At 64.0% G+C, this 22,288-nt stretch carries 26 protein-coding genes; 16 read left to right on the top strand and 10 right to left on the bottom strand.

The genetic code is table 11. The features are described from left to right. Positions 1–8: 8 nt before the first annotated feature. The 5 genes from GC1_RS04815 (at position 9) to GC1_RS04795 (ending at position 3,217) form a co-directional block, all read left to right on the top strand. Positions 9–707: a molecular chaperone DjiA gene (locus tag GC1_RS04815; protein ID WP_019295676.1), complete on the top strand. Its 699-nt coding sequence runs from the start codon at positions 9–11 to the stop codon at positions 705–707. After that, positions 688–1,683, top strand: a complete 996-nt coding sequence (locus tag GC1_RS04810) for an endonuclease/exonuclease/phosphatase family protein (protein WP_029204760.1) — start codon at positions 688–690, stop codon at positions 1,681–1,683. Before GC1_RS04815 ends, GC1_RS04810 begins: the two co-directional genes overlap by 20 nt. A 232-nt stretch (positions 1,684–1,915) precedes the next feature. Then, complete coding sequence (locus GC1_RS04805) at positions 1,916–2,173, top strand: YjhX family toxin (protein WP_019295674.1); 258 nt, start codon at positions 1,916–1,918, stop codon at positions 2,171–2,173. 11 nt (positions 2,174–2,184) lie between these two features. After that, a complete protein-coding gene (locus GC1_RS04800) occupies positions 2,185–2,631 on the top strand; it encodes a GNAT family N-acetyltransferase (protein WP_019295673.1) in 447 nt (148 codons plus the stop codon). A gap of 64 nt (positions 2,632–2,695) precedes the next feature. Then, positions 2,696–3,217, top strand: a complete 522-nt coding sequence (locus GC1_RS04795; protein WP_019295672.1) for a GNAT family N-acetyltransferase — start codon at positions 2,696–2,698, stop codon at positions 3,215–3,217. A gap of 105 nt (positions 3,218–3,322) precedes the next feature. Here GC1_RS04795 and GC1_RS04790 read toward each other — a convergent pair whose 3' ends face one another. After that, entirely contained in the window at positions 3,323–4,393 is a 1,071-nt protein-coding gene (locus GC1_RS04790) for a hypothetical protein (RefSeq protein WP_019295671.1), read from the bottom strand. 149 nt (positions 4,394–4,542) lie between these two features. On the opposite strand from GC1_RS04790, the gene GC1_RS04785 reads away from it, so the two are divergent. Beyond that, positions 4,543–4,923 carry a hypothetical protein gene (locus GC1_RS04785; RefSeq protein WP_019295670.1) on the top strand — a complete coding sequence of 127 codons (381 nt, stop codon included), beginning with the start codon at positions 4,543–4,545 and terminating at the stop codon, positions 4,921–4,923. Positions 4,924–4,936: 13 nt separating this feature from the next. On the opposite strand, the gene GC1_RS04780 is transcribed toward GC1_RS04785, so the two are convergent. The 5 genes from GC1_RS04780 to GC1_RS04760 all read right to left on the bottom strand — a co-directional run bounded on the left by GC1_RS04780 (position 4,937) and on the right by GC1_RS04760 (position 10,956). Further along, a complete protein-coding gene (locus GC1_RS04780) occupies positions 4,937–6,535 on the bottom strand; it encodes a Ppx/GppA family phosphatase (RefSeq protein WP_019295669.1) in 1,599 nt (532 codons plus the stop codon). 52 nt (positions 6,536–6,587) lie between these two features. Next, positions 6,588–7,295, bottom strand: a complete 708-nt coding sequence (locus GC1_RS04775) for an HdaA/DnaA family protein (RefSeq protein ID WP_019295668.1) — start codon at positions 7,293–7,295, stop codon at positions 6,588–6,590. Between the two features lie 4 nt (positions 7,296–7,299). After that, positions 7,300–8,388, bottom strand: coding sequence for an AI-2E family transporter (locus GC1_RS04770; protein WP_019295667.1), 1,089 nt, complete (start codon positions 8,386–8,388; stop codon positions 7,300–7,302). A 229-nt stretch (positions 8,389–8,617) separates the two neighbouring features. Next, the gene (locus GC1_RS04765) at positions 8,618–9,592 is read right to left on the bottom strand and encodes an isopenicillin N synthase family dioxygenase (protein ID WP_019295666.1); all 975 of its coding nucleotides are present in this window, start codon (positions 9,590–9,592) and stop codon (positions 8,618–8,620) included. Then, positions 9,592–10,956, bottom strand: coding sequence for an FAD-dependent oxidoreductase (locus tag GC1_RS04760; RefSeq protein ID WP_019295665.1), 1,365 nt, complete (start codon positions 10,954–10,956; stop codon positions 9,592–9,594). Before GC1_RS04760 ends, GC1_RS04765 begins: the two co-directional genes overlap by 1 nt. A gap of 222 nt (positions 10,957–11,178) precedes the next feature. On the opposite strand from GC1_RS04760, the gene GC1_RS04755 reads away from it, so the two are divergent. The 5 genes from GC1_RS04755 (at position 11,179) to GC1_RS04735 (ending at position 16,212) form a co-directional block, all read left to right on the top strand. After that, positions 11,179–12,780, top strand: a complete 1,602-nt coding sequence (locus GC1_RS04755) for a BCCT family transporter (protein WP_019295664.1) — start codon at positions 11,179–11,181, stop codon at positions 12,778–12,780. 243 nt (positions 12,781–13,023) lie between these two features. Continuing rightward, entirely contained in the window at positions 13,024–13,386 is a 363-nt protein-coding gene (locus tag GC1_RS04750; protein ID WP_019295663.1) for a hypothetical protein, read from the top strand. 116 nt (positions 13,387–13,502) lie between these two features. After that, entirely contained in the window at positions 13,503–14,858 is a 1,356-nt protein-coding gene (gene proS, locus GC1_RS04745) for a proline--tRNA ligase (protein ID WP_019295662.1), read from the top strand. A 133-nt stretch (positions 14,859–14,991) separates the two neighbouring features. Further along, positions 14,992–15,507, top strand: coding sequence for a carboxymuconolactone decarboxylase family protein (locus tag GC1_RS21855; RefSeq protein ID WP_019295661.1), 516 nt, complete (start codon positions 14,992–14,994; stop codon positions 15,505–15,507). Between the two features lie 81 nt (positions 15,508–15,588). Then, positions 15,589–16,212, top strand: coding sequence for a GDSL-type esterase/lipase family protein (locus tag GC1_RS04735; RefSeq protein WP_019295660.1), 624 nt, complete (start codon positions 15,589–15,591; stop codon positions 16,210–16,212). A gap of 12 nt (positions 16,213–16,224) precedes the next feature. On the opposite strand, the gene GC1_RS04730 is transcribed toward GC1_RS04735, so the two are convergent. Further along, the gene (locus tag GC1_RS04730) at positions 16,225–16,713 is read right to left on the bottom strand and encodes an HPP family protein (protein WP_019295659.1); all 489 of its coding nucleotides are present in this window, start codon (positions 16,711–16,713) and stop codon (positions 16,225–16,227) included. Between the two features lie 112 nt (positions 16,714–16,825). Further along, positions 16,826–17,044: a tautomerase family protein gene (locus GC1_RS04725; protein ID WP_019295658.1), complete on the bottom strand. Its 219-nt coding sequence runs from the start codon at positions 17,042–17,044 to the stop codon at positions 16,826–16,828. A 165-nt stretch (positions 17,045–17,209) separates the two neighbouring features. Here GC1_RS04725 and GC1_RS04720 point away from each other — a divergent pair, with 165 nt between their 5' ends. The 4 genes from GC1_RS04720 (at position 17,210) to GC1_RS04705 (ending at position 20,524) form a co-directional block, all read left to right on the top strand. Beyond that, positions 17,210–18,496, top strand: coding sequence for a lipoprotein-releasing ABC transporter permease subunit (locus GC1_RS04720; RefSeq protein ID WP_019295657.1), 1,287 nt, complete (start codon positions 17,210–17,212; stop codon positions 18,494–18,496). Continuing rightward, complete coding sequence (locus GC1_RS04715; RefSeq protein ID WP_019295656.1) at positions 18,489–19,172, top strand: ABC transporter ATP-binding protein; 684 nt, start codon at positions 18,489–18,491, stop codon at positions 19,170–19,172. Before GC1_RS04720 ends, GC1_RS04715 begins: the two co-directional genes overlap by 8 nt. Positions 19,173–19,431: 259 nt before the next feature. After that, positions 19,432–20,076, top strand: coding sequence for a hypothetical protein (locus tag GC1_RS04710; RefSeq protein WP_019295655.1), 645 nt, complete (start codon positions 19,432–19,434; stop codon positions 20,074–20,076). A 127-nt stretch (positions 20,077–20,203) separates the two neighbouring features. Beyond that, positions 20,204–20,524 carry a bactofilin family protein gene (locus GC1_RS04705; RefSeq protein ID WP_019295654.1) on the top strand — a complete coding sequence of 107 codons (321 nt, stop codon included), beginning with the start codon at positions 20,204–20,206 and terminating at the stop codon, positions 20,522–20,524. On the opposite strand, the gene GC1_RS04700 is transcribed toward GC1_RS04705, so the two are convergent. Then, complete coding sequence (locus tag GC1_RS04700) at positions 20,521–21,342, bottom strand: class I SAM-dependent methyltransferase (RefSeq protein ID WP_019295653.1); 822 nt, start codon at positions 21,340–21,342, stop codon at positions 20,521–20,523. The two genes, GC1_RS04705 and GC1_RS04700, sit on opposite strands and share 4 nt — an antisense overlap. Positions 21,343–21,441: 99 nt before the next feature. On the opposite strand from GC1_RS04700, the gene GC1_RS04695 reads away from it, so the two are divergent. Beyond that, positions 21,442–21,783, top strand: a complete 342-nt coding sequence (locus GC1_RS04695) for a zinc ribbon domain-containing protein YjdM (RefSeq protein WP_019295652.1) — start codon at positions 21,442–21,444, stop codon at positions 21,781–21,783. Here the strand turns inward: GC1_RS04695 and GC1_RS04690 are convergent. Continuing rightward, positions 21,780–22,214 (bottom strand): DMT family transporter, encoded by a 435-nt coding sequence (locus tag GC1_RS04690; RefSeq protein ID WP_019295651.1) that lies wholly within the window; start codon positions 22,212–22,214, stop codon positions 21,780–21,782. The two genes, GC1_RS04695 and GC1_RS04690, sit on opposite strands and share 4 nt — an antisense overlap. Between the last annotated feature and the right edge of the window lie 74 nt (positions 22,215–22,288).

Raw genomic sequence — 22,288 nt, 5'->3', positions numbered from 1 at the left:
CTCGCCCCATGTCACTCTGGACCCGCATATCCGACGCGCTGGCTGCGCTTGCCGCAGGTGAAAGCCTCACCGACGTCTTTGACAAGCTGCGCGCGCCGCCTGAACGCACCGTGGCCTTTGCCATTGCCGTCATCGCGCTTGGCGCCAAGATGGCCAAGGCCGACGGCCAGGTCACCCGCGATGAGGTCACCGCCTTCCGCGAGGTGTTCCAGATCGCACGGGATGACGAGGCGGGCGCCGCACGTGTCTTCAACATGGCGCGCACCGATGTGGCCGGTTACCAGGAATACGCCCGCCGCATCCAGCGGATGTTCGGCAACGACCCCACCACGCTGTGTGACTTGATGGAGGGGCTGTTTCACATCGCCATGGCGGATGGTTTCTACCACCCCGGCGAAAATGAGTTCCTGGAGGAGGTGAGCCGCATTTTCGGCCAGACCCCGCAGCAGTTCCAGGCCCTGCGCGCGCGCTTTGTGCCGGATGCGCCCAAGGATCCCTATACCGTGCTGGGCGTCTCCCCCGACATGACCCGCGAGGAGATCCGCAAACATTGGCGCCAGCTGGTGCGCGACACCCACCCGGATGCGATGATCGCCCGCGGCGTGCCGGAGGAGGCGGTGCGGCTGGCGGAAAAGCGGATGATCGACATCAACCGCGCCTGGGATGAAATCAGCGGATGCGGCGGCAATGCGGCTGGCCACGTATAACATCGAATGGTTCGCCTATCTGTTCGATAAGGACGACAAGCTGATGCTGGACGCCAAGCCCTCGGGCGTGCATGGCGTCGACCGCTACACCCAAGGCCGCGCCATCGCCCATGTGCTGCAGCGCATCGACGCCGATGCCATCATGGTGGTCGAGGCGCCCAACACCGGCCGCAGCCAGCGCACCACCCGCGCCCTGGAAAACTTCGCCGCTGAGGCAGGCCTCAGGGCGCGCGAGGCGGTCAGCGGCTTTCCGAATGACACCCATCAGGAAATCGCGCTGCTTTATGATCCGGATGTGCTGGACGCGGTGCATGATGCGCGCTCCAGCCCCGCCGCACCGCGGTTTGACGGGGTGTTCGAGATCGACCTCGACGTGGATGAGCGGCTGGACCAGGTGGCGTTCTCCAAACCGCCGCTGGAACTGGCGGTGACTACCAAGGGCAGAACTGTCTTGCGGCTGATCGGCGCCCACCTGAAATCCAAGGCGCCGCATGGGGCCAGAACGCCGGAGGCTATCACTGCCGCCGCCATCGCCAACCGCCGCAAGCAGCTGGCGCAGGCGATCTGGCTGCACCGCCGGGTTAAGGAGCACGCCGCCGCAGGTGAGCATGTGATGGTTCTGGGAGACCTCAACGACGGCCCCGGTCTCGACCAGTACGAGCAACTGTTCGGCCAGTCCTCGGTGGAGATCGTGATGGGCGATCTGCTGCACGACCCTCACGCGCAATGCCTGCTGCAGCCGCGCCCGGACATCCCGCCCAGCACCTCGCGGTTCTACAATGCCGAGACCAAGCGCTTCACCCGGGCGCTCTTGGACTATGTGATGATCTCGCAAAGCCTGATGGGCCTGCGCCCCCAATGGCGCATCTGGCACCCGTTTGAGGACGGCGAATGCTACGCCGACGCAGAGATGCGACAGGCGCTGCTGGATGCCTCGGACCATTTCCCGGTGACGCTGGATATCGAGCTGGGGTGAGGCAGGCATAGAGTATGCCTGCTGTTCATGGCCTTGACAGTTTGCAGACCGCTGCTTAAATGGCCCATGCACGAGGGCATGATGCCTCTTGCAATGGAGATTTTATGAAAGAGCCCCGGGCCTAACGCCCGTTCCTGGCGAAATTCACAGGAACACCCGCAAAGATAGGCACACTCACGCGCTGACGCTGAGTGATCCTGTTTCTGTGCTTTCATAAAATCGAGACATCCCAATGAACATCTCAAAGCACGAGCAACGTGTTTTGCATGAACTCGCCCTGGGCGGCGAGATTAAATACGCGCGCGGCGACAACGGCAAAGTGCACTCCGTCCAGTGTTATACACGCGACGGCTTTGTCTTCTCAGCCTGCACGATGGACGTGTTCAAGCGCCTCAAGGACAAGCGCTTCATCAAGTCGAAGAACGGCCACCCCTATCGCATCACGCATTTAGGGAACCAATCCGTGCGCGCCCAAATGAACCAGCGATAGGACAGAAGAAGATGACAGATAACACGTTCTCTATCCGCCCCTATCATGCCGATGACACGGATGCGGTGATTGCCGTCTGGCAAAGGGCCAACGCGCTCGCGCATCCGTTCCTCAGCCCGGACTTCGTGGCAGAGGTGCAGCAGGCCATGCGCAGCATCTATCTGCCAAACGCGGAAACCTGGGTGCTGGAGGAAGCAGGCACCGTCATCGGTTTCATTGCCCTCATTGGCAATGAAATCGGCGGCCTGTTTCTGGAGCCGTCCAGACACGGCCGGGGATACGGCAGGGCGCTGGTTGATCATGCGGTGGCTCTGAAAGGGCCGCTGAAGGTCGAGGTCTTTCGCGACAACACCATCGGGCGGCCGTTCTACGAACGCTACGGCTTCGAGTTTGCCGGGGAGGGGCTGCACGAACCCTCCGGACAGGTGAGCCGGAAGATGGCGATGCCCGGTGCCTGACCACCCTTCAACAGGCCGTCCCCCGCGCGGGGCGGCCACACCATTCATCCAAAGGAGACCAGAAATGGACAACATGGAAAAAGAAAACATCATCGACGTTCACCGCCGTGCTTTCGGCCCGGACGAAGGGCCGGAGATCGCAAAGCTTGCAGAAATCTTCCTTGATCACCCGGACACCATCTCAATCAGTGTCAGCCGCGATGGCAAGACCGCGGGCAACGTGCTGTTCACGCCCTTCGTTTTTGAGGACCACCCGGACGCAAAATGCTGCCTGCTCGCGCCCTGCGGCGTGTTGCCGGAGTTTCAGGGCCATGGCGTCGGCAAGGAGCTGATGGAAAACAGCATCGCGCACCTAAAGTCCGCGGGCTTTGACGCAGTGTTCGTGCTGGGCGTCCCCGCATTCTATCCCCGCTACGGCTTTGTCCCGACGGACAAGCAGACACCGTACCCGGATCTGCTGACCATGCCGGAATCCTGGATGGCGCTGGAGCTGACCGCCGGAACAGTCGCAAAGCTGAGCGGCAGGACAAAGGCGATCCCTGAGTTCATGCAGCCCGCGATGTGGGACACCTCCGCGTACGGCTAAGCGCAGAAGCCCTGCATCTGAACGCTGCGGGGCCTCATCCGCTGCAAAACGGCGGAGTGCCCCAACTGCGTTCCACAGAAGGCCGGTGCCAAATGCGCGCCGGCCTTACTTCTCCAGCTTGAAGCGGCTTGGGTCGGGGTTGATCTTGTTGACCAGCTTCTTCGCCCGTTTTTCCAGATCAGCGTCCAGCTTCTTGGTTGCTTCATCGGTCTTGGCCTTAATGGCTTTCTTGTCGGGCTTCTTGTCCTTGGCTTCGGCCTTGGCATCCTTTTCGGCCTGCTCCTTGGCCTTCTTGCGTTCTTCATCGACCTTGGCCTTGGCCGCCTTGAACTTCTTGTCGAACAGGGATTTGTAGTTCGACTCGATTTCAGAATTCCGCTTCAGCTTCTTGCCCTTGGCCAGGCCCTCTGTCAGGGCGACGTAGTTCGCGTAATTCTCCACGCAGGCCTTGACCTCTGTATCGCTGCGCCCGGGGCGGGTTTTCTTGACGACGTCGCCCTTGCCGACGCCCCCCTTCACTGCCTTGCGGGGCAATTCCACATGCCAGGGATCATCCGGCGCCAGGTTCGGCTTGGTTCCGGCCCAGTTTGCCAGTTTGGCGCTTTTGACCGCATCGGCCCATTCCTTGGCAAAGTCCGAATAGGACATGATCCCCCAGACCTCCTTCTTCTCGTCGAGATGATCGGCGTGGGAATATTTCGCTGGGAAAAATTTGAGCAGGTTGGTCTTCTTGTGCGGGACGGTTTTCGACTTCCCGGCCCGTGTCGCAGTGACCGGAACATGGATCGCAGCGCGCCGCATATGGGCGGAGGAGCAGGTGCTGGACCAGCCCTTGATCGCGTAATAGGCCTGCTCATTGGCAGTTCTGAGCCCGCTGCTTTCGACATTGTCGCTGATCGCCGCGCTGAAGCTGGGAATGCGCTTTTCCAGCTCGGCTTTCTTCTTGGCCAGTTCCTTGGCGTCCGGCTTGCCGCCTTTGGCCTCCTTCTTGGCCTTCTTTTCCAGCTCGGCCTTGGCCTGCTTGACCGCTTCCTTCCGGGCTTTGGTAAAGGCTGCGTTCAGTTTCGGAACCAGTTTGCCGGCCCGTTCACGCACGGTTTTGGCCAGCTCATCGGTCAGCTTCTTGGTATCGTCTTTCTTGTCCGCGGCCTTGTCTTCGGTTTTTGGAGCTCCCATCGTTACTTGCCTCCTGATCTGACGATCCCCGGCAGAGGTTTGCGTCAAACAGGGTAGTTGCCACCCCGGCCGGCAGGCAACAGTTAAGTTGCCGCCAATCCTGCAGTCTTCCCCTGTTACACCCCGCATCAGGCCTCTATATTAGCCCCATGAAACACCTCATCCTGCCTGCCGCCCTCCTTGCCCTGATGTCCGCGCCGCTTTCCGCCCAGGAAGCGGAAGAGGAGGGGACCGGCCCCTCGCTGATGGAGCGCGGGGCGGAGCTGTTCTGGGAAGGGTTGCGCCAGGAAATGGCGCCGGCGCTTGAGGACCTGCAGGGCATGATGGAGGAGATCGGCCCCTCGATGGGTGCCTTCCTGGCAGAGATGGGGCCTGCGCTGGCGGAGATCGCCAAGGAGGTGGAGGACTGGAGCGCCTATGAGCTGCCGGAAATCCTGCCCAACGGCGACATCATCATCCGCAAAAAGCCCAAGGACAACGCGCCCGCCAAGGAAGACAAGGGTGAGGACGAGGGCGTCACCGAAATCTGACGCCCCGCGCTCATTATTCTTGCGCCTGTTCCGGCTCGGGTTCCGGTGCGGGTTTGACAAAGCGCAGGTCAATCTCCGCATCCAGCGCCTTGGCCAGCGACTTCAGCCGCGACTCCGCCACCTCGCCGTACAGCGGCCGTGCGGTGTCCGGCAGATCCACATGCAGCACCCGCTTGCGCGGCTGCCAGCGCAAAGACCCGATGTCGCCGTTGCCGGTCACCATCAGCATCGCGCCGAACCGCATCGCCTTGCCCAGCACCTCCGCCTCGTGCTGGCCCTTTTCGTCCAACAGATCATAGAGATACTCGAAAGAGCTGCCGTGCCGCTTGTTGCTGTAGCGGTGCAAGAGCGCCAAGCCCAGGAACACCCGTTCGGAATGTTTGAGCCCGCCCAGGTTGGCGCGGGTGGCGTTGTCGAAACAGACCTCGGCGCGGTAGTCGGGATGCGCCCGCCAGCTGACGTCATGCAGCAGGCAGGCCGCCTTGACCAGCCGCCGCTTGCTGTGCCTCGCGCCGCTGAAGATCGGGCTTACGAAATCATAAAGCGTCTTGCCGAAGCCAGGGACGCGCGCGTCCTTCATCTCGGCAAAACGGGAGGCCTCGACCAGCGGGTCGCGGGCGCGCAGCCGCTGCGGCATCTGTTCGTACAGCAGGCCCTCGCGGATGCCATAACTGGAGACTGCAATATCCTTGGGTTTGAAGGTCTTCACGAGCCGGGTCAGCACGTCGATCGCATAGGGCACCAGCGACATCCGGCTGGAGGAAACCCCGCAGGCGCCGCGCAGCTTGTCCAGATCGCTGGTCTCGATAAAGCGGGCGGTTTCGCGCACGTCCTTGGCGGACATCCGGTATTCATGCAGCACCTTCAAAGGGTAGCCGCGCCGGTGCATGTCGATGCGGGCAATCGCCCGCCAGCTGCCGCCGACCAGGAACAGACGGTCGCGCTGCGGGCCCATTTCGCCCTTCAGCCGTTCGATCACTTCCTTGATGTGTTCCTTGCGGCCCCTGCGCCCGCCCTTGACGTCGCGCAGTTTCAAGGGTCCAAGCGAGGACGTCACCCGGCGGCCGACGGAGTTCTCCTGGATCTCCGCCAGTTCCATCGAGGAGCCGCCGATGTCGCAGACCAGCCCATAGGCGCCGGGCCAGCCCAGAAGCACGCCCTGTGCCGACAGACGCGCCTCTTCGCGGCCGTCAATGATGTGGATTTTCAGCCCGGTCTCGCGCAGCACCTCGTCGCAGAACTCCGGCCCGTCTTCCGCTTCGCGCACCGCCGCTGTGGCAATGGCTGACAGCGGCGGCAGCCCCATGCCCTGGGCCAGATGCTGGAACCGGCGCAGCGCCGACAGGGCGCGGGCGCGGCCCTCGGGGTTCAGGCGGCCGCTTTCGGACAGCCCGGCCCCCAGCGCGCACATGATCTTCTCGTTGTAGAAATAGGCCGGGCTGCGGGCGGCGCCGTCAAACACCACCAGGCGGACCGAGTTGGAGCCGACATCGACCACCCCCACCCGCGACAGCGCCCGGGCTTTGGGGTCATCAAAGATCGGACGCCCGAAAGGGCCCCAATCAGTTGCGGCGGCGGTGGCAGCGGCGGCGGGGTCCTGGGACAGGTTCATGAGGGCTCCGTCTTGCGATCCGCGGTCAGGATGGGGCATGGGCGGGCAGCGGTCAACCGCTTGCGGATGCGTCATTTTCTGCGGCCTCTTCGCGCACTTCAGACAGCGCCCGCACCGCCAGGGGCCGGGTCAGGCTGCGTTTTTCCGCCAGCGACAGCTGGTCCAGCCGCCGCACGATCTGCGCCGCGGCGGCAAAGGAGCGGTCCATATGCGCCACCAGATAGGGAATCACATCCGGTTTCGGGGTGATCTGGCGGTCGTTGAACAGCTTGGCCAGCACCACTGCCAGCAGCTGGTCGTCGGGCGGCTGCAGTTCGGCATGGGTGGCGGCCTGCACCCGGCTTTGCAGGTCGGGCAGCGTCAGCCCCCAGAGGTTCGGCGCGCCGCGCCCGGTCATCACTAGCGAATGGCCCTGCGCCAGCACCAGATTATGCAGATGGAACAGGGCGTTCTGCTGCTCTGGATCATCCGCGATCTGCGGGACGTCCTCGACCACCACCGGGCCTTGCGCCAGCTCCGGCACCATCTGTTCGCTCAGGCCTGCGGCGGGGAGGATGCGGGCGCCGGTCTGGCTGGCCCAGACATGCGCCAGATGGGTCTTGCCCGCGCCCTTGGGGCCGGTCAGCACCAGCTTGCCGCTGGGCCAGGCGAACTGCGGGTCCAGCAGGGCGACGGCCATCGCGTTGGAAGGCGCGACAAAGAAATCCTCCCGCCCCAGCGCCGGTTTCGCCGGGAGATCAAAACTCAGCTGCTGTGCCATCGGTTTACTCCGCGCCCGCGTCCCGCTTGACAGCAGTGGGATGGCTCTGGCCCTGATACAGGCGGCTGTCCAGGTACTGTTCGGTCAGGAAGCGGGCGATCACCCCCAGCGCCGCGGCGACAGGCACGGCAACCAGCATGCCGACAAAGCCGAACAGCGCCCCGAACACTGACAATGCCAGCAGCAGCCACACCGGATGCAGGCCGACAGAGCCGCCCACCAGCTTGGGGGTCAGGAAGTTGCCCTCTGCCACCTGGCCGATGGCAAAGACCGCGGCAACCAGCCCGATAGACACCCAGTCGCCCCAGAACTGGAACAGCGCCAGGCCAATGGCCAGCGCGCCGCCAATGAGGGCGCCGAGGTATGGGATGAAGGTGACAAGACCGGCGATGAAGCCGACGGCAAGGCCAAAGTTCAGCCCCACCAGCATCAGCGCCACCGCGTAATAGGTGCCAAGGATCAGGCAGACGGTGCCCATGCCGCGGATGAAGGACGCCAGCACCGCGTCGATCTCGCCGGCGATGCGGCGGATCACCGGCTGATGGTCGCGCGGCAGCAGCTCATCAATGCGGGCGACCATCCGGTCCCAGTCCAAGAGCAGATAGACCGCCACTACCGGCACGATCACCAGCAGGATCACGATGTTGAGGAAGGACGCCGCCCCGCCCAGCACCGATTGCAGCACCTCCACCGCGCGTGATTGCAGCGTCTGCGCAAAGGAGGTCACCGCTTGGTGAATGCGGCTGTTCTCCTCGAAGATCGAGGGGAAATGCTCAATCGCAAAGGTGCGTGCGTCGCGCACCAGCTGCGGCAGCACCTGGGCCAGGTCGATCATCTGCGCAATCAGCGTCGGCACCACGACCACCAGCAGCAGCAGGAAGATCAGCAGCGTGCCCACCGTGATCGTGGCGGTGGCGCCAGTGCGGCTCATGCCCCAGGCCTCCAGCCGGTCGGCGACGGGGTCAATCATATAGGCGATGGCGGCGCCGAGGATGAAGGGCATCAGCACATTGCCAAGCGCCCACATCACCACCGCAAAGACGATGGCGGCAATGCCCCAGTATTTCAGCTGCTGTTTTGCCGGTAAGGCCATGGTCCGCGTGCCGCCTCTGGTCCGTTTGCATCAGGTTCCTGGCGCCAGTCTTTCCTGATGGGGCAGGGGCTTGCAAGGGGGCAGGGCGATTCCCCTGTGGGCAAGGCGGGGATAAGGCGGAAAAGGCCGGGGGCAAGTTAAGGAAATGTTGCGCCCGGCCGCAGGCTGGGCAGCGCCCGCCCTCTCAGTGTGGGCGGGCGCTCCGCCCCCTGTGGGGCGGGGCGTTCCTTCAGCTGTGAATCGTGCCCAGCTCAGGCGTGTCTTCGCCCGCGTTCTCATCCGGCCAGTTGGTGCGCCAGATCTCCGCCGACCAATGGCCGCAATGCACCGAAGGCCGGTCGAAGCCTTCAACCGGCGGCAGCAGCGGCTGCACCACCACGTCATGGCGCGGCACCGCGAAATAGGGGAAGGAGTAGCGCTCCCGCCCGGATTTGTTCACCACCCGGTGCGGGGTGGAGACCAGCCGCCCGCCGGACCACAGCTCCAGCATGTCGCCGATGTTCACCACAAAGCCGCCGGGCGGGCAGTCGGGGGTGATCCAGCCGCCGTCCCTTGTCTGTACCTCCAGACCGCCCACCGGGTCCGGCGCGATGATGGTCAGCGCGTCGGTGTCCTTATGCGGGTGGATGCCGAACCCTTCCTCCTCCGGCGCCTGTGGCGGGTAATGCAGCAGGCTCATGTTGGTGAGCGGTTTCTCAAACGGGTCCTGAAACGCCGCCGGGTCCAGCCCCAGCCCCTCTGCCAGCGCGCCCAGCAGCAGGTGAAAGACACCGTCCAGCTGGGACCAGTAGCCCAGGATCACCTCGCGCGCTTCCGGCACCTCAAGCGGCCAGCGGTTGGGACCGTAGAGCGGACAGGCGGCACGGATGGGATCACCTGCTGCCACCTCATGGTGCAGTTTATAACCCTCGTATTTGTCCGCCGTGCCGCTGCCATCGTTTGGTGTGAAGAACCCCATCGGGATATAGCCGCGGTAATTCTCCCGCGTAATCGCCTGATCCCACTTGGATTTCTCATCCACGGCAAAGATCGCGCGCACCGCGTTCCGCACGGCCTCCACCGTTTCCTGCGCCACGCCGGTGCCGGTGATCGACAGAAAGCCGATGTCCTCAGCCGCGGCCAGAATGGCGGCAACGGTCTGCTGGTGCTGCGGGTGGCTATCCTCCCGCAGCGGCGTGATGTCGATGGTGGGGATCATCTGCATCAGTGGATCCGCACCCCCTGGCGCTTCAGCTCTGCCTGCACCGCGGAGATATCCACCGCGTCAAATTCGCAGCCCGATTTGACCGACAGCGCGGCGGCAATGCCCGCGCCCTGACCGGCGACAGCGCAGCAGGCCATGTTGCGGGTGGCGGCATGGGCGATCTTGTCGCCGCCGATGGCGCGGCCGGTCACCAGAAGGCCCTGAACCCCCTTGGGCAGCATCGAGCGGTAGGGGATCTGCATGTATCGCCCGGTGGTGGGCAGGATCAGCACCCCGTAGCCGTCGATGAATTCCGGGTAGATGCCGATAGTGTCCTCAAAGCGGCCCTGGTTGCGGGTCTCATCCTCGGTGATGTTGTGATGCGCGTCGATCTTGCGGGTGTCGCGGATGCCGATGGTCATGCCGAAGTTCCGCAGACGCGCGCCCTCGCAGCCGGGCGTATAGGTGCGCAGGGCGTCGATGGCGTGCATCGCCTGCTTGCGGCCCTCGATCTCGCCCTTTGTCATGCTGTCAGGGTCGGTGCCGTCGATGCCCGCCAGATGCACCAGGTTCATATAGGTCATCTCGCCTGAGTCATGCACCGCGCCCCAGGTGCCGCCGATGGTGTTCAGATGCGCCGGGATCACCCCGTCGCGGATGGCCTGTGAAAACGGTTTGGCCAGGAAGGGGGAGAACATCTCATCCTCTTTCCCTGAGGTCTCCACCTGCCATTCGCCGGTCGACCAATTGGCATAGGTCTGCGGATCGGCCTTCACACCTTCCATGAACTTCTGCTTGTCGACGCCGGCGATGTTGAACATCACGCTGGCCGCCTGCATCTGCTCCACCGGGGTCTTGATGCAAGGCGCGCCCATCATATGGGCAATGTCGGCGTCGCCGGTGGCGTCGATCACCCGTTTCGCCAGCACAGCCTCGCGGCCTGCCTTGCTTTCGACGATCACGCCGGTGATCCGGCTGCCCTCGCGGATCGGGGCCACAAAGACCCGGTGCAGCATCGGGTGGATGCCCGCTTCCTCGACCAGCTTATCAGCGACCAGCTTGAAGCCCTCGCTGTCCAGCTCATAAGACAGCGACTGGCTTTCGGGCACCGCCGCGCCCATCGCCTTGGCGCGTTCCTCGAATTCCCAGCCGATGCCGCCGGCCTCTACCGTTTCCTCGTGCCGGTACCAGGCAAAGCCCTCGACCCCCACGGTGGTGATATTGCCGCCGAAGCAGCCGAAGCGGTCCATCAGCGTGACCTCGACGCCCGCCCGCGCTGCCGCCAGCGCTGCTGCCAGCCCGCCAGGGCCGGAGCCCACGACCAGCACCTCTGTTTCATGGATCACCGGTATCTCGCGGGCCGGTTCGGTAATTGTTTTGGCCACGTCTCTCTCCCTAAGTCGTGCCGCCGTGTTTGGCGTTTCCGCTAACACTTTCGAATCTTGAACGGCGATTCAAGTTCCTTTGCGCCAGAATGCGGCAAAAGCGACATCATGCTGAGAGCAGGGCGCATACCGGCCCCAGGGAGGGTTTGCGGCGCAAATTAGGAGATTTCCGAATTTAATGCGACACTTGCAGGAGAGTTAACGAGTACAAGGGGAGGCGTCATGCCTGAAACAAAGAAAATGCTCGATCCCGACCCGAGGGTCTGGGACTTCGAGACAGAGTATGAGCTGGGACAGGACAACATCCGGCCGTTCGGCCTGGACATCCATAATCCTGTCTTCCTGATTTCCAGTATCCTGATCGCGGCATTTGTGCTGATTGCGCTTGCCAACCAGGAGGCTGCGGCGGCCTTCTTCGGCTGGCTGCGGCCCTGGCTGACCAGCACCTTCGACTGGTTTCTGGTCCTGTCGGTGGACGCCATCACCCTGTTCTGCCTGGCGCTGATCGTCCTGCCGGTCGGCTCTGTCCGGATCGGCGGCAAGGATGCCAAGCCGGATTATTCCTATGCCGGGTGGATTGCGATGATGTTCGCGGCCGGCATCGGTATCGGCCTCTTGTTCTTCGGCGTGCTTGAGCCGGTCTACTACAACTTCTCAGAAGGCGGCGCGGCGCGGCCGCTGGGGATCGACATCAATGAGCCGGGCAATGAGTACATCGGCATTGTCGGCACCATCCACCACTGGGGGCTGGAGGGCTGGGCGGTTTATGCCGCTGTCGGCCTGTCGCTGGCGATCTTCTGCTACAACCTCGATCTGCCGCTGACCCTGCGCTCCGCGTTTTATCCGATCCTGGGCGAGCGGGTCTGGGGCTGGTGGGGCCATGCCATTGATACGCTGGCGGTCTTTGCCACGCTGTTCGGGCTGACCACCTCCTTAGGCCTTGGCGCGCAGCAGGTTGCGGCCGGCCTTTATGAGGTGTTCGGGATCGAACCCAGCCCGACGGTTGTCGTGCTCTTGATCATCGGCATCACCGCGATTGCGCTGGGCTCGGTGCTGATGGGCATGGATGCCGGTGTCAAACGGCTGTCGGAAATCAACATGGTGATGGCGGTGGCGCTGTTCATCTTTGTGATCCTTGTGACCGGCATCGGCACCGCAATTGCCCGTTATTTCAGTGTGATGGTGGACTATGTTCAGCTGCTTCCGGCGCTCTCCAACCCGTTCGGGCGCGAGGACACCAGCTACTTCCACGGCTGGACCACCTTCTATTGGGCCTGGTGGATTGCCTGGTCGCCCTTTGTCGGCATGTTCATCGCCCGCATCTCCAAGGGCCGCACCGTGCGCGAGTTTGTGCTCTGCGCGCTGATCGCCCCCACTGCCGTTTGCGCGCTGTGGATGTCGACCTTTGGCGGCGGCGCCATCGACATGCTGAACGCCGGCGGCGCCGAGGGCGTCAAGGCGACAGTGATCGACAGCTACAAGCCCGAGGGCGCGCTGTTCGGCTTCCTGAAGGAGCTGCCTTTGTACTCGATCGTGGCACCGATCTCGCTGGTGCTGATCGTGATCTTCTTCGTGACCTCATCGGACTCCGGTTCGCTGGTGATCGACACGATCACCGCTGGCGGCAAGATGGACGCCCCGGTGATCCAGCGGGTGTTCTGGTGCACGCTGGAGGGGCTGGTCGCGATTGCACTCCTGCTCGGCGGCGGACTGTCAGCGCTGCAGGGCGCGGCGGTCTCAACCGGCATCCCGTTCACGCTGGTGGTGCTGATGATGTGCTACTGCCTGTGGCTGGCGCTGCGGGCTGAGCGGGCGAAGATGTAAGGCTACGGCAAAGCCTAGGTGAAACTTCTGCGGGCGTTCCGGCGCCCGTGGTTTTCTTTTGGGACGTGTGGCGTCAGCCGCACGGCCTGCGCCTGACCTTCCCCCCGGTCTGGCGCATTCGCGCCCGCCCAAGGTCAGGCCCGGGCCATTTGCAGTATTAGCTACTTGGTTTTGGTCTGGCGTTCTCGAGGATGAACCGGGCTGATCTTGCAACGTGTTTCGGTCTCTCATAGCCTGCCGGCCATGTACAAACTCCTTTCACATGAGCCTGATTTTAAGGCCGAAATCTCCATTCTGACCGCAGAACAGGGCGGGAGCTCTGTCCCTGCCTTCAACAAACTTCGATGGGACTTCAGATATGGGGAAGATAGCCCAACTGATGAAATCTACATGATCCATCCGATTTTTTTGGATGAAGATGGAGTTCCGTTCCCTGATACCGAACCCCTCTCAGGAATAAAGGACGCGCTCATGACTATCGTTGTCAGGGAGATGGTTAGCTACCACCGTCAGCGCATTTCAGTTGGGACAAATTTCTACTGCGTCGCGGGCCGCAAAGTTTATGCGACCGGTGTAGTAACAGAACTATTGGGTATTCAAGACTGAGCCCTGCCGGAATGCCGCAAGTTCTTTATTGCGGGCATTCTCTCCACCCTTGCCCGCACCCCCATCACCCACTAAACCGGGCGGGAACTCGAACCCACATCACCGATGGAGCCAAGATGCGCCTGTCCCGCTATTTTCTGCCGGTTCTGAAAGAGAACCCCTCGGAAGCCCAGATCGTCAGCCACCGGCTGATGCTGCGCGCCGGGATGATCAAGCAATCCGCCGCCGGGATCTATTCCTGGCTGCCCTTGGGCTTCAAGGTGCTGAAGAAGATCGAAAGCATCGTGCATGACGAGCAGATCCGCGCGGGCCATATCCCGATGCAGATGCCGACCATGCAGTCCGCCGACCTGTGGCGCGAGTCGGGCCGCTATGAGGCTTACGGCCAGGAAATGCTGCGGGTGAAGGACCGGCATGACCGCGACATGCTGTTCACCCCCACCGCCGAAGAGCTGATCACCGACATCTTCCGCGCCCATGTCAGCAGCTACAAGGACCTGCCGCTGACCATGTACCAGATCCAGTGGAAGTTCCGCGACGAGATCCGCCCGCGTTTCGGCGTGATGCGCGGCCGCGAATTCTATATGAAGGACGGCTACAACTTCGACCTCACCAAAGAGGACGCGCTGCACGCCTACAACCGCCACCTGGTAAGCTACCTGCGCACCTATGAGCGGATGGGGCTGCAGGCGATCCCGATGCGCGCCGACTCTGGCCCGATCGGCGGCGATGACACCCATGAATTCCTGGTGCTGGCAGACACCGGCGAGTCCGAGGTGTTCTATGACAGCGCCGTCACCGATCTGACCTTCGGCGACCGCGAGATCGACTATGACAGCGTCGAGCAGTGCCAGAGCGTGCTGGAGGAGTTCACCTCCAAATACGCCCGCACCGACGAGACCCACGACGAAGCCCTGTTCAACCAGATCCCCGAGGAGCGCCGCCAGGTGGCCCGCGGCATCGAGGTCGGCCAGATCTTCTATTTCGGCACCAAGTATTCCGACGCGATGGGCGCCACCGTGCAGGGCCCCGACGGCAAGAACGTGCCGGTCCACATGGGCTCCCACGGTATCGGCGTCTCGCGCCTGCTGGGTGCGATCATCGAGGCCAGCCACGACGACAAGGGCATCATCTGGCCCGAGGGCGTGACCCCGTTCCACTGCGGCATCGTCAACCTCAAGCAGGGCGACGACGAGGCGGATGCCGCCTGCAACCAGCTCTATGCGGCGCTGACCGCGGCTGGCCTGGACCCGCTTTATGATGACCGCAACGAGCGTGCGGGCGGCAAGTTCGCCACCATGGACCTGATCGGTCTGCCCTGGCGCATCACCGTCGGCCCGCGCGGGCTGAAGAATGGCGTGGTGGAGCTGACCTCCCGCCGCACCGGCGAGAGCGAGGAGTTGTCCCCGGAAGAGGCGGTCAAGAAAGTGGTCGAGGTCTACAAGGCGCACCCCACAGGGCGCGGCTTCTGAGCCAGGCCGCAAGTTTGAAGCGAACAGCCCCGCTGGCGAAAGCTGGCGGGGTTTTCCTTTGCCGTGCAGGGCGCTGACAGAGGGCGGCCCGGCTGCTAGCCTCGCCCTGAACAGCAGCGGGGGCAGAGCAGGCATGGCCAATTTCAGCGGTATCGAAGCAGACAGCGGGCTGACCCATGTGCTGTCCTCCTTTCCGCAGAACTCCGAACAGCTGCTGTGCTTGCTGGACCGCATCATGTGCGCCAGCGGTGTTCTGACACGGGGCGAGCGCGAGGCAATAGCCGCGCATGTCTCCGGCCTGAACGGTGTGGCCTATTGCGTCCATTTCCACAGCTTGTTTTCTGAGGTGTTCTGCGGCCCCGTGGCAACAACACAGGACCGCATCCGGCCCTTGCTGGACTATGCCGGTGCGTTGCACACGGGAGAGGCGGAGGACATCACGCAGGCCTTTGCCGCGGCCACCAGCGCGGGCTGGAGCGAGGCGGCGCTTTATGAGGTGGTGGAGGTCTGCGGCATGTTCAGTTTCATCAACACCATTGTCAGGGCAGCCGGGCTGGCGGCACCGGACCAGGTGCCGGACCCGAGGCCCGCGGCAGCGGAGCTGGAAGGCTCCTATGCTGCAATGGCAGAGGCGGTGCGCGGCAACTAGCCCCGGCGCGCGGGGGGGCTGTCATTTCCCTTGCCCGAACCCGCCGTCCGCCGCAGGGTGCCGGAAACGGGAGGATACGGCATGAAACAGATCCTGGCTTTTGGCGACAGCCTGACCTGGGGCAGCGACCCGCACACCGGCGGGCGGCACCCCTATGACGACCGCTGGCCGGTGGCGCTGGGCGAAGGGCTGACGAAAGCCGCCGTCTTTGCCGAAGGCTTGCGCGGGCGCACCACGGTTCACGCGCGCAACTCGGCCTGTGCGGAGATGCGCGGCGATGCGGTGCTGCCGATGCTGCTGCACAGCCACGCGCCGCTGGATCTGGTGGTAATCATGCTGGGCACCAACGAGATCTACGAGACCCGCCCCAACCATCTGATCCGCGACGGGCTGGAGCGGCTGGTGGAGATCATCCGCCACCACCCCTGGCGGATGCCGGAACCGGTGGCGCCGCAGGTGCTGCTGGTCTCGCCGCCTCCGGTGACGCTGTGCGAAACCTCGGACGTGACCCCGGCGATGGTCGAACAGTCAGAGATGCTGGCAGACGTGATCGAGGCGCTGGCAGACCGGCTTGGCTGCGGCTTTTTCGATTCCGGCCAGGTGGCGCGGGCCTCAGCCGCGGATGGCTACCATCTGGAGGCGGCGGACTCGCGTGCCCTTGGCCAGGCGCTGCGGCTGCCGGTGGCGGCGATGCTGGCGCTCTGACGCAAGTTCCGATCAGCCGTGTTTCAGCGGGTATTCGTGGCCTGAGAACCGGTGGAACAGGGCGGCAATCGCCACCAGCGCCACGGCCCCGGTCAGCACCGGGAACAGCAGGAAGGAAACACCGGGATCGGTGGCAAAGACCACCAGCGGGTCGGCGCCTGCGGGCGGATGGGTCAGGCGCAGTGCTGCCATCAGGGCAATAGAAAGGCCAACGGCCAGCGCCAGCGCCCACCAGGTGTCGGGCAGCAGCGCGTTCAGCGCCAGCGCAACCGCGGTGGCCAGCACATGGCCGCCGACCACATGCGCGGGCTGCGACAGCGGGCTGGCAGGGACCGAGAACAACAGCACGCAGCTGGCGCCAAAAGGCGCGATCAGCAACAGCAGATTGGCGTGGGTGGTCAGCAGCGACAGCGCCGCAATGGCCAGAAACGCGCCGAGCCCGGCCATGATCACCGTGCGCAGCGAAGGATGCGGCAGCGCGCGTTTGAAGTATCTGTCCATCGTTCTCACCCATTAAAACCGGAACCCGCCTGATAAAGCCCTAGCACCGGGCAAATGCAAGGCAATGGGCATATGCGGCAGGTCACGATGCAGTGACGCCAGGCGGCGTGGGTCAGCCGCCATGCTTGAGGGCAAGCGCCTTTTCGGTGGTCCAGACGGTGTCCGCGCCGCCCCAATGGCCGCTTCTCACCTCGTGTATGCGGACCGAAGTATTGTCCTGCATGACCTGACCGGCAACGGTGCCAAAGGCCTTTGCTGTTTCCCGGATCAGCTGGTGCTTTTCCTCTTCGGTAAACACCCCTTCCAGAACGTGAATGTCAATCAATGGCATTGTGGCCTCCCGTGTTCCTGCTGTGCGCTTCCAACGATTGCACAGACCAGCGCACGCCAGAAGCCTGCAGCGGCCGGCGGATTATCGGCCAGTTCTGCAACCGCACCTTGACCCCGGGCGTAAGGCAGCACAGTTTGCAGGCAAAATTTCCGGGCAGGACCCCTTATGGCCACGACACCACCGCCGTTTTCGCGTTTCGAATGGATTATCGCCTGGCGCTACTTGCGCGCCCGCAAGGCCGAGGGCGGGGTCAGCGTGATGACCTGGATCAGCCTCATCGGCATTACGCTTGCGGTGTTTGCGCTGATTGCCACGCTGGCGGTGCGTTCCGGCTTCCGCTCAGAGTTTGTCGGCACCATCCTGGGCGCGAACGCGCATGTCACCGTTTATTCCTATGGCGAGGTGAATGAGGCCGGGGTGCTGGACCGTTCCCTCAAGGATTATGAGGCACTGGCAGAGACCGTCGCCGCGGTACCGGGCGTCACCCGGGCTGCGCCGCTGGTCAAGGGGCAGGTGATGGCGAACCTGCGCGACCGCAATGCAGGCGTCGAGGTATTCGGGATTTCTGCCGCTGACATTCAGGGCATCCCCGGCGTCGCCCAAAGCGAGGAGGCCATTGGCGACCTTGCGCGGTTTGAGGAGGGGATCGCCATCGGCTCCGGCGTGGCGCGGGAGCTGGGGGTCACTGTGGGGGACAAGATCAAGCTGATCTCCCCCAATGGCGTCAAGACCGCCTTTGGCACCAGCCCGCGGGTCAACGCCTATGAGGTGGTCTATGTCTTTACCGCCGGGCGCTGGGACATCGACCGCACCCGGGTCTATCTGCCCTTTGGTGAGGCGCAGGGGTTTTTCAACCGCGAGGGCGTCGCGGATGAGATTGAGGTCATGGTGGAAGACCCGGAAAACGTGGATCAAATCGCCCTGCCGATCCTGACCGCGGCGGGCGGCGTTGCGGGGGTCTGGACCTGGCGCGATGCCTCTGGCGGCTTCCTGCGCGCGCTGGAGGTCGAGGACAACGTGATGTTCATCATCCTGTCGATCCTGGTGCTGATCGCGGCGATGAACATCGTCTCGGGCCTGATTATGCTGGTCAAGAACAAGGGCCGCGACATTGGCATCCTGCGCACCATCGGCCTGAGCGAAGGCTCGGTGATGCGGGTGTTCTTCATCTGCGGTGCCTTCACCGGCGTCCTCGGCACCATCTGCGGTGTGGTGCTGGGCTGCCTGTTTGCGCTTTATATCGATCCGATCTTCTCCTTCGTGAACTACGTCATGGGCGGCGGCGTCTGGGACCCGTCGATCCGCGGCATCTATGCGCTGCCAGCTGAGCTGCGGCTGGCGGATGTGCTCTCGGCCACGGCGCTGTCACTGGGGCTGTCGTTCTTCGTGACCATTTTCCCGGCCCGCCGCGCGGCGCGCCTCAACCCGGTGGAGGCGCTGCGCTATGAGTGAGATCACGCTGGAGCTGAAGGGGATCACCAAGTCCTATCTGAAAGGTACGCCCGGGCAGGTGGATGTTCTGCGCGGCGCCGACCTGACCCTGCAGGCAGGCGAAGTTGTGGCGCTGGTGGCACCCTCGGGCGCGGGCAAGTCGACGCTGTTGCACATAGCGGGGCTGTTGGACACGCCGGATGCAGGCGAGGTGCGGGTGGCCGGTGAGGATGTGACCCGAAAGGGCGACCGCCGCCGCACCCGTGTGCGCCGTCAGGAAGTGGGGTTTGTCTATCAGTTCCACCACCTGCTGCCGGAGTTTTCGGCGCTGGAAAACATCGTGCTGCCGCAGCTAGCCAATGGCGCCTCGCAGAAATCCGCGGTGGCGCGGGCGGCGCAGCTGTTGGGCACCGTGGGCCTTGCAGGCCGCGCCGATCACCGCCCGGCGGCGCTGTCGGGCGGCGAGCAGCAGCGGGTTGCCTTCTGCCGGGCGCTGGCCAACGCGCCGCGGGTGCTGCTGGCGGATGAGCCGACCGGCAACCTCGATCCCGGCACCTCTGACCAGGTGTTTGCGGCGCTGATGGAGCTGGTGCGCGGCACCGGCCTGTCGGCGCTGATTGCCACCCACAACCTGGAGCTGGCGGCGCGGATGGACCGGCAGGTGAAGCTGGAGAACGGGCTGCTGGTGCCGGTTTAGCCCACCGTTTGAGGCCGGGCAGGGCCCGTCCGCGGGTGGGCGGCGCTGACTGGTTTGTATGGCAGTTTATCCCGCCTGTTCCGTAGAAGTGCTGACAGGTTCGCACCGTGGCCAAAGAGCCCGCCCGAGGGGGCGGACGGGCTCTGCCCGGCGGCGCTGCGCGCCTTGATTCCGGGCTTTGCGCTCGCCCGCCGTTTGACCTGAACCCCTGCGCCAGGCCAGTCTATCCCTGGTACGGTTCCAGTGACGGCGGGTTCAGATGCAGAAGACGGTCTCACTCCTGAAAGACCTCGTGGTGCTGTTGCGCGATGCTACGGTGATTGCGCTGTTTGCGGTCTTTCTGCTGTTTCCGCAGAAGCTGAACGGCATTCTGGTCAGCGCCGGGTTTGAGGAGGGCAGCTTTGCCGGCTTCAAGTGGAAGTCGAAGCTGGTCGAATACGACGCCACCGTGGCGGAACTGCAGACCGCGCTGGCGGAGGCGCAGAAGGTGAATGCCCGGCTGACCCAGGCGCTGCAGGGGGCGGAGGGCGGCACGGGCGAGTTGCAGCGCGCCGCAGAACTGGTGCAGCAGGACGCAGCCTCGGCGCTGGAGGCAGCCAGCAAGACGGTGGCGGGCAATCAGCAGCTGGTCGAACAGGCCCGCGCCCAGCTGCAGGAGGAGGCCATCCGTTATTGCTACCAGGAGGACAGCGGCAAGACCGGGCCGCAGGCCTATCTGGCGGCCTGCCACACCACGCCGGAGCGCTGCGAGCGGGCCAAGGAGAACCCGGCCACAAGATCCTCAGCTTGCGTGGCGCTGGACATGAACACCGCACCCTGGCAGCCCAGTCCGGGCGGATTCTGGGGGTCGCTGTTCCAGTACGGCGCCGCACCTTTGCCGGCACCGTTCCCGCAGGTGGAATAGGCGGGCAGGCGGAACCTTGCCACCCCGACAGCTGCGGCTTTGGCCCCGGGGCGGCTGTTTGCTAACAACTGTTCAAATTTGACCGGGCGGGCTAGGCTGTCCGGGGATGCGCAGAAAGGGCTGAGACGTGGTGAATTCGGTAATCGAGAAAGACGTGACGGTTGAAGGCAATGTCACCTCCAGCAAAGGCAGCGTCGAGGTCAGGGGCCGGGTTGTCGGCGATGTCTCCGCGCAGGCGGTGACAGTGCTGGAAGGCGGCACCGTGGATGGCGCGCTGAGCGCAAAATCGGTCACGGTCGAAGGCGCCTACAGCGGCAAAATCCAATGCGAGGACCTGCGGCTGGCGGCCAGTTCGCGGGTGCAGGCGGATGTCTCTGCGCAGACCATGTCGACTGAGAACGGCGCCCAGCTGCAGGGCAATATCAAGGTCAGCGGCAAAACGGATTAAGCCTCGCAGAGAAAACTCCAGGTCAGCATCCGGCGCTCGCGCAGGGCGCGCAGCTGGTTCTGCACCATCTCCCTGAACCCGTCGCCGAACAGCAGCCGGGTGGTGATCGGCACTGGCGGCGGCGGTCCGGTGCTGGCGGTGCGCTCCTCCAGCCAGCGCAGGCTTTCGGCGGTGGATTCAATGCTGCCCAGCAGCTTGAAACCGGCGCCGCGCAGCAGGGTCTCCATCTCCTGCGGGGTGGCCAGATGGCTGATTGATGGTTCGGCTGCCCAAGGCGCCGGGAAGATCATATCCCCGCCTTCACCCTGAAGAATGTCATAGACGGCAAACACCCCGCCGGGCCGCAGCACGCGGCGGGCTTCGGCATACATCCGGTGTTTGGCGGGAATGTTCATCGACACATGCACGGTGATCGCGGCGTCAAAGCTGTTGTCCGCAAAGGGCAGATCTGTGGCATCGCCTTGCTGGAAGTCTGTTTTGCCCGCGAGGCCCAGCCAGGCGGAAATCTCTGCCGCCGCGGCGCATAGTTCCGGCGTCAGGTCGAGGCCGGTGACATGGCAACCCGCGGTCTCCGCAAGGGTGCGGGAGACACCGCCAAGGCCGGAGCCGATGTCGAGCACCTTGGATTGCGCAGTCAGCCGCATCTGCGCGGCCAGCTCCAGCGTTGCGGCGCGGCCGCGGAAGTGGAATTCATCCAGCGTCTCGAAATCGGCGGGGGTGAGCTCCGCGGGCTCCAGCCCCTTGGCGCGCAGGTCATTGGCGATCTGCTCTGCCAGATTGCTGCTGCCGCCGTAGTGTGTTTCCACCTTGCCGGTCATGATCCCGCCTTTCGCTGGTGCAAAGAAGTATAGCACAAAGGGAGCCGGGCGGCGGATCTGTCTCTGGTGTTGCGCGGGGTTCCCGGCTATTGGCGGTGTATGACTGATACCCTGCCGCCGTGCCCCGAATGCGCCTCTGCCTACACCTATCATGTGGATGCTCTGCTGATCTGCCCCGAATGCGCCCATGAATGGGCCGCGGGGGAGGCCGCGGGCGACGCCAAGGAGGTGCGCGACAGTGTCGGCAACGTCTTGCAGGACGGCGACACGGTGACGGTGATCAAGGACCTGAAGCTGAAGGGCACGTCCTCGGTGATCAAGGTCGGCACCAAGGTGCGCGGCATCCGGCTGGTGGACGGCGATCACGACATCGACTGCAAGGTGCCCGGCGTCGGGCCGATCGGGTTGAAGTCGCAGTTTGTGAAGAAGGTTTCCGGTTAAGCCATCTGGGTGATCCAGACCCCCAGCGCCATCACCGAAATGCCGGCCGCGCGGGTCAGGGTCAGCGGGCTGACCTGGGCGCCGAACAAGCCGAAATGGTCGATGGCGGCGGCAGAGATCAGCTGGCCGATCAGCACGAAGAACACCGCGTTGCCGACCCCGAAATGCGGCGCGACATAGGTGATCGACAGGACGTAGAAGGCGACCAGAACGCCCGCCAGCAGCAGGTGCTTGGGGGCCGATGGAATGCGCGCCAGCGCCTGCGGGCCGGCGATCAGCGCGTAGAGGCTGGTGGCAATCAGCGCGATCAGGAACAGCACCACGGCGGCAGAGGCGGGGGAGCCGATCAGCTTGCCGAGTGCCGCGTTCAGAGCCGCCAGCACCGGAATGCCAAGGCCTGCGGCCAGCATGATGAGGGCGTATTGGGTCATGGCGCGGCTCCTGCAGTTTGCTTGGCGGATTTGTGGCCGGAAACTCTCTGCGAAGACAACCCCTACGTTGCGGC

The sequence above is a fragment of the Leisingera sp. ANG1 genome (assembly GCF_000203975.2).
GTDB lineage: Bacteria > Pseudomonadota > Alphaproteobacteria > Rhodobacterales > Rhodobacteraceae > Leisingera.
This window is presented reverse-complemented; position numbering and strand designations above follow the sequence as displayed.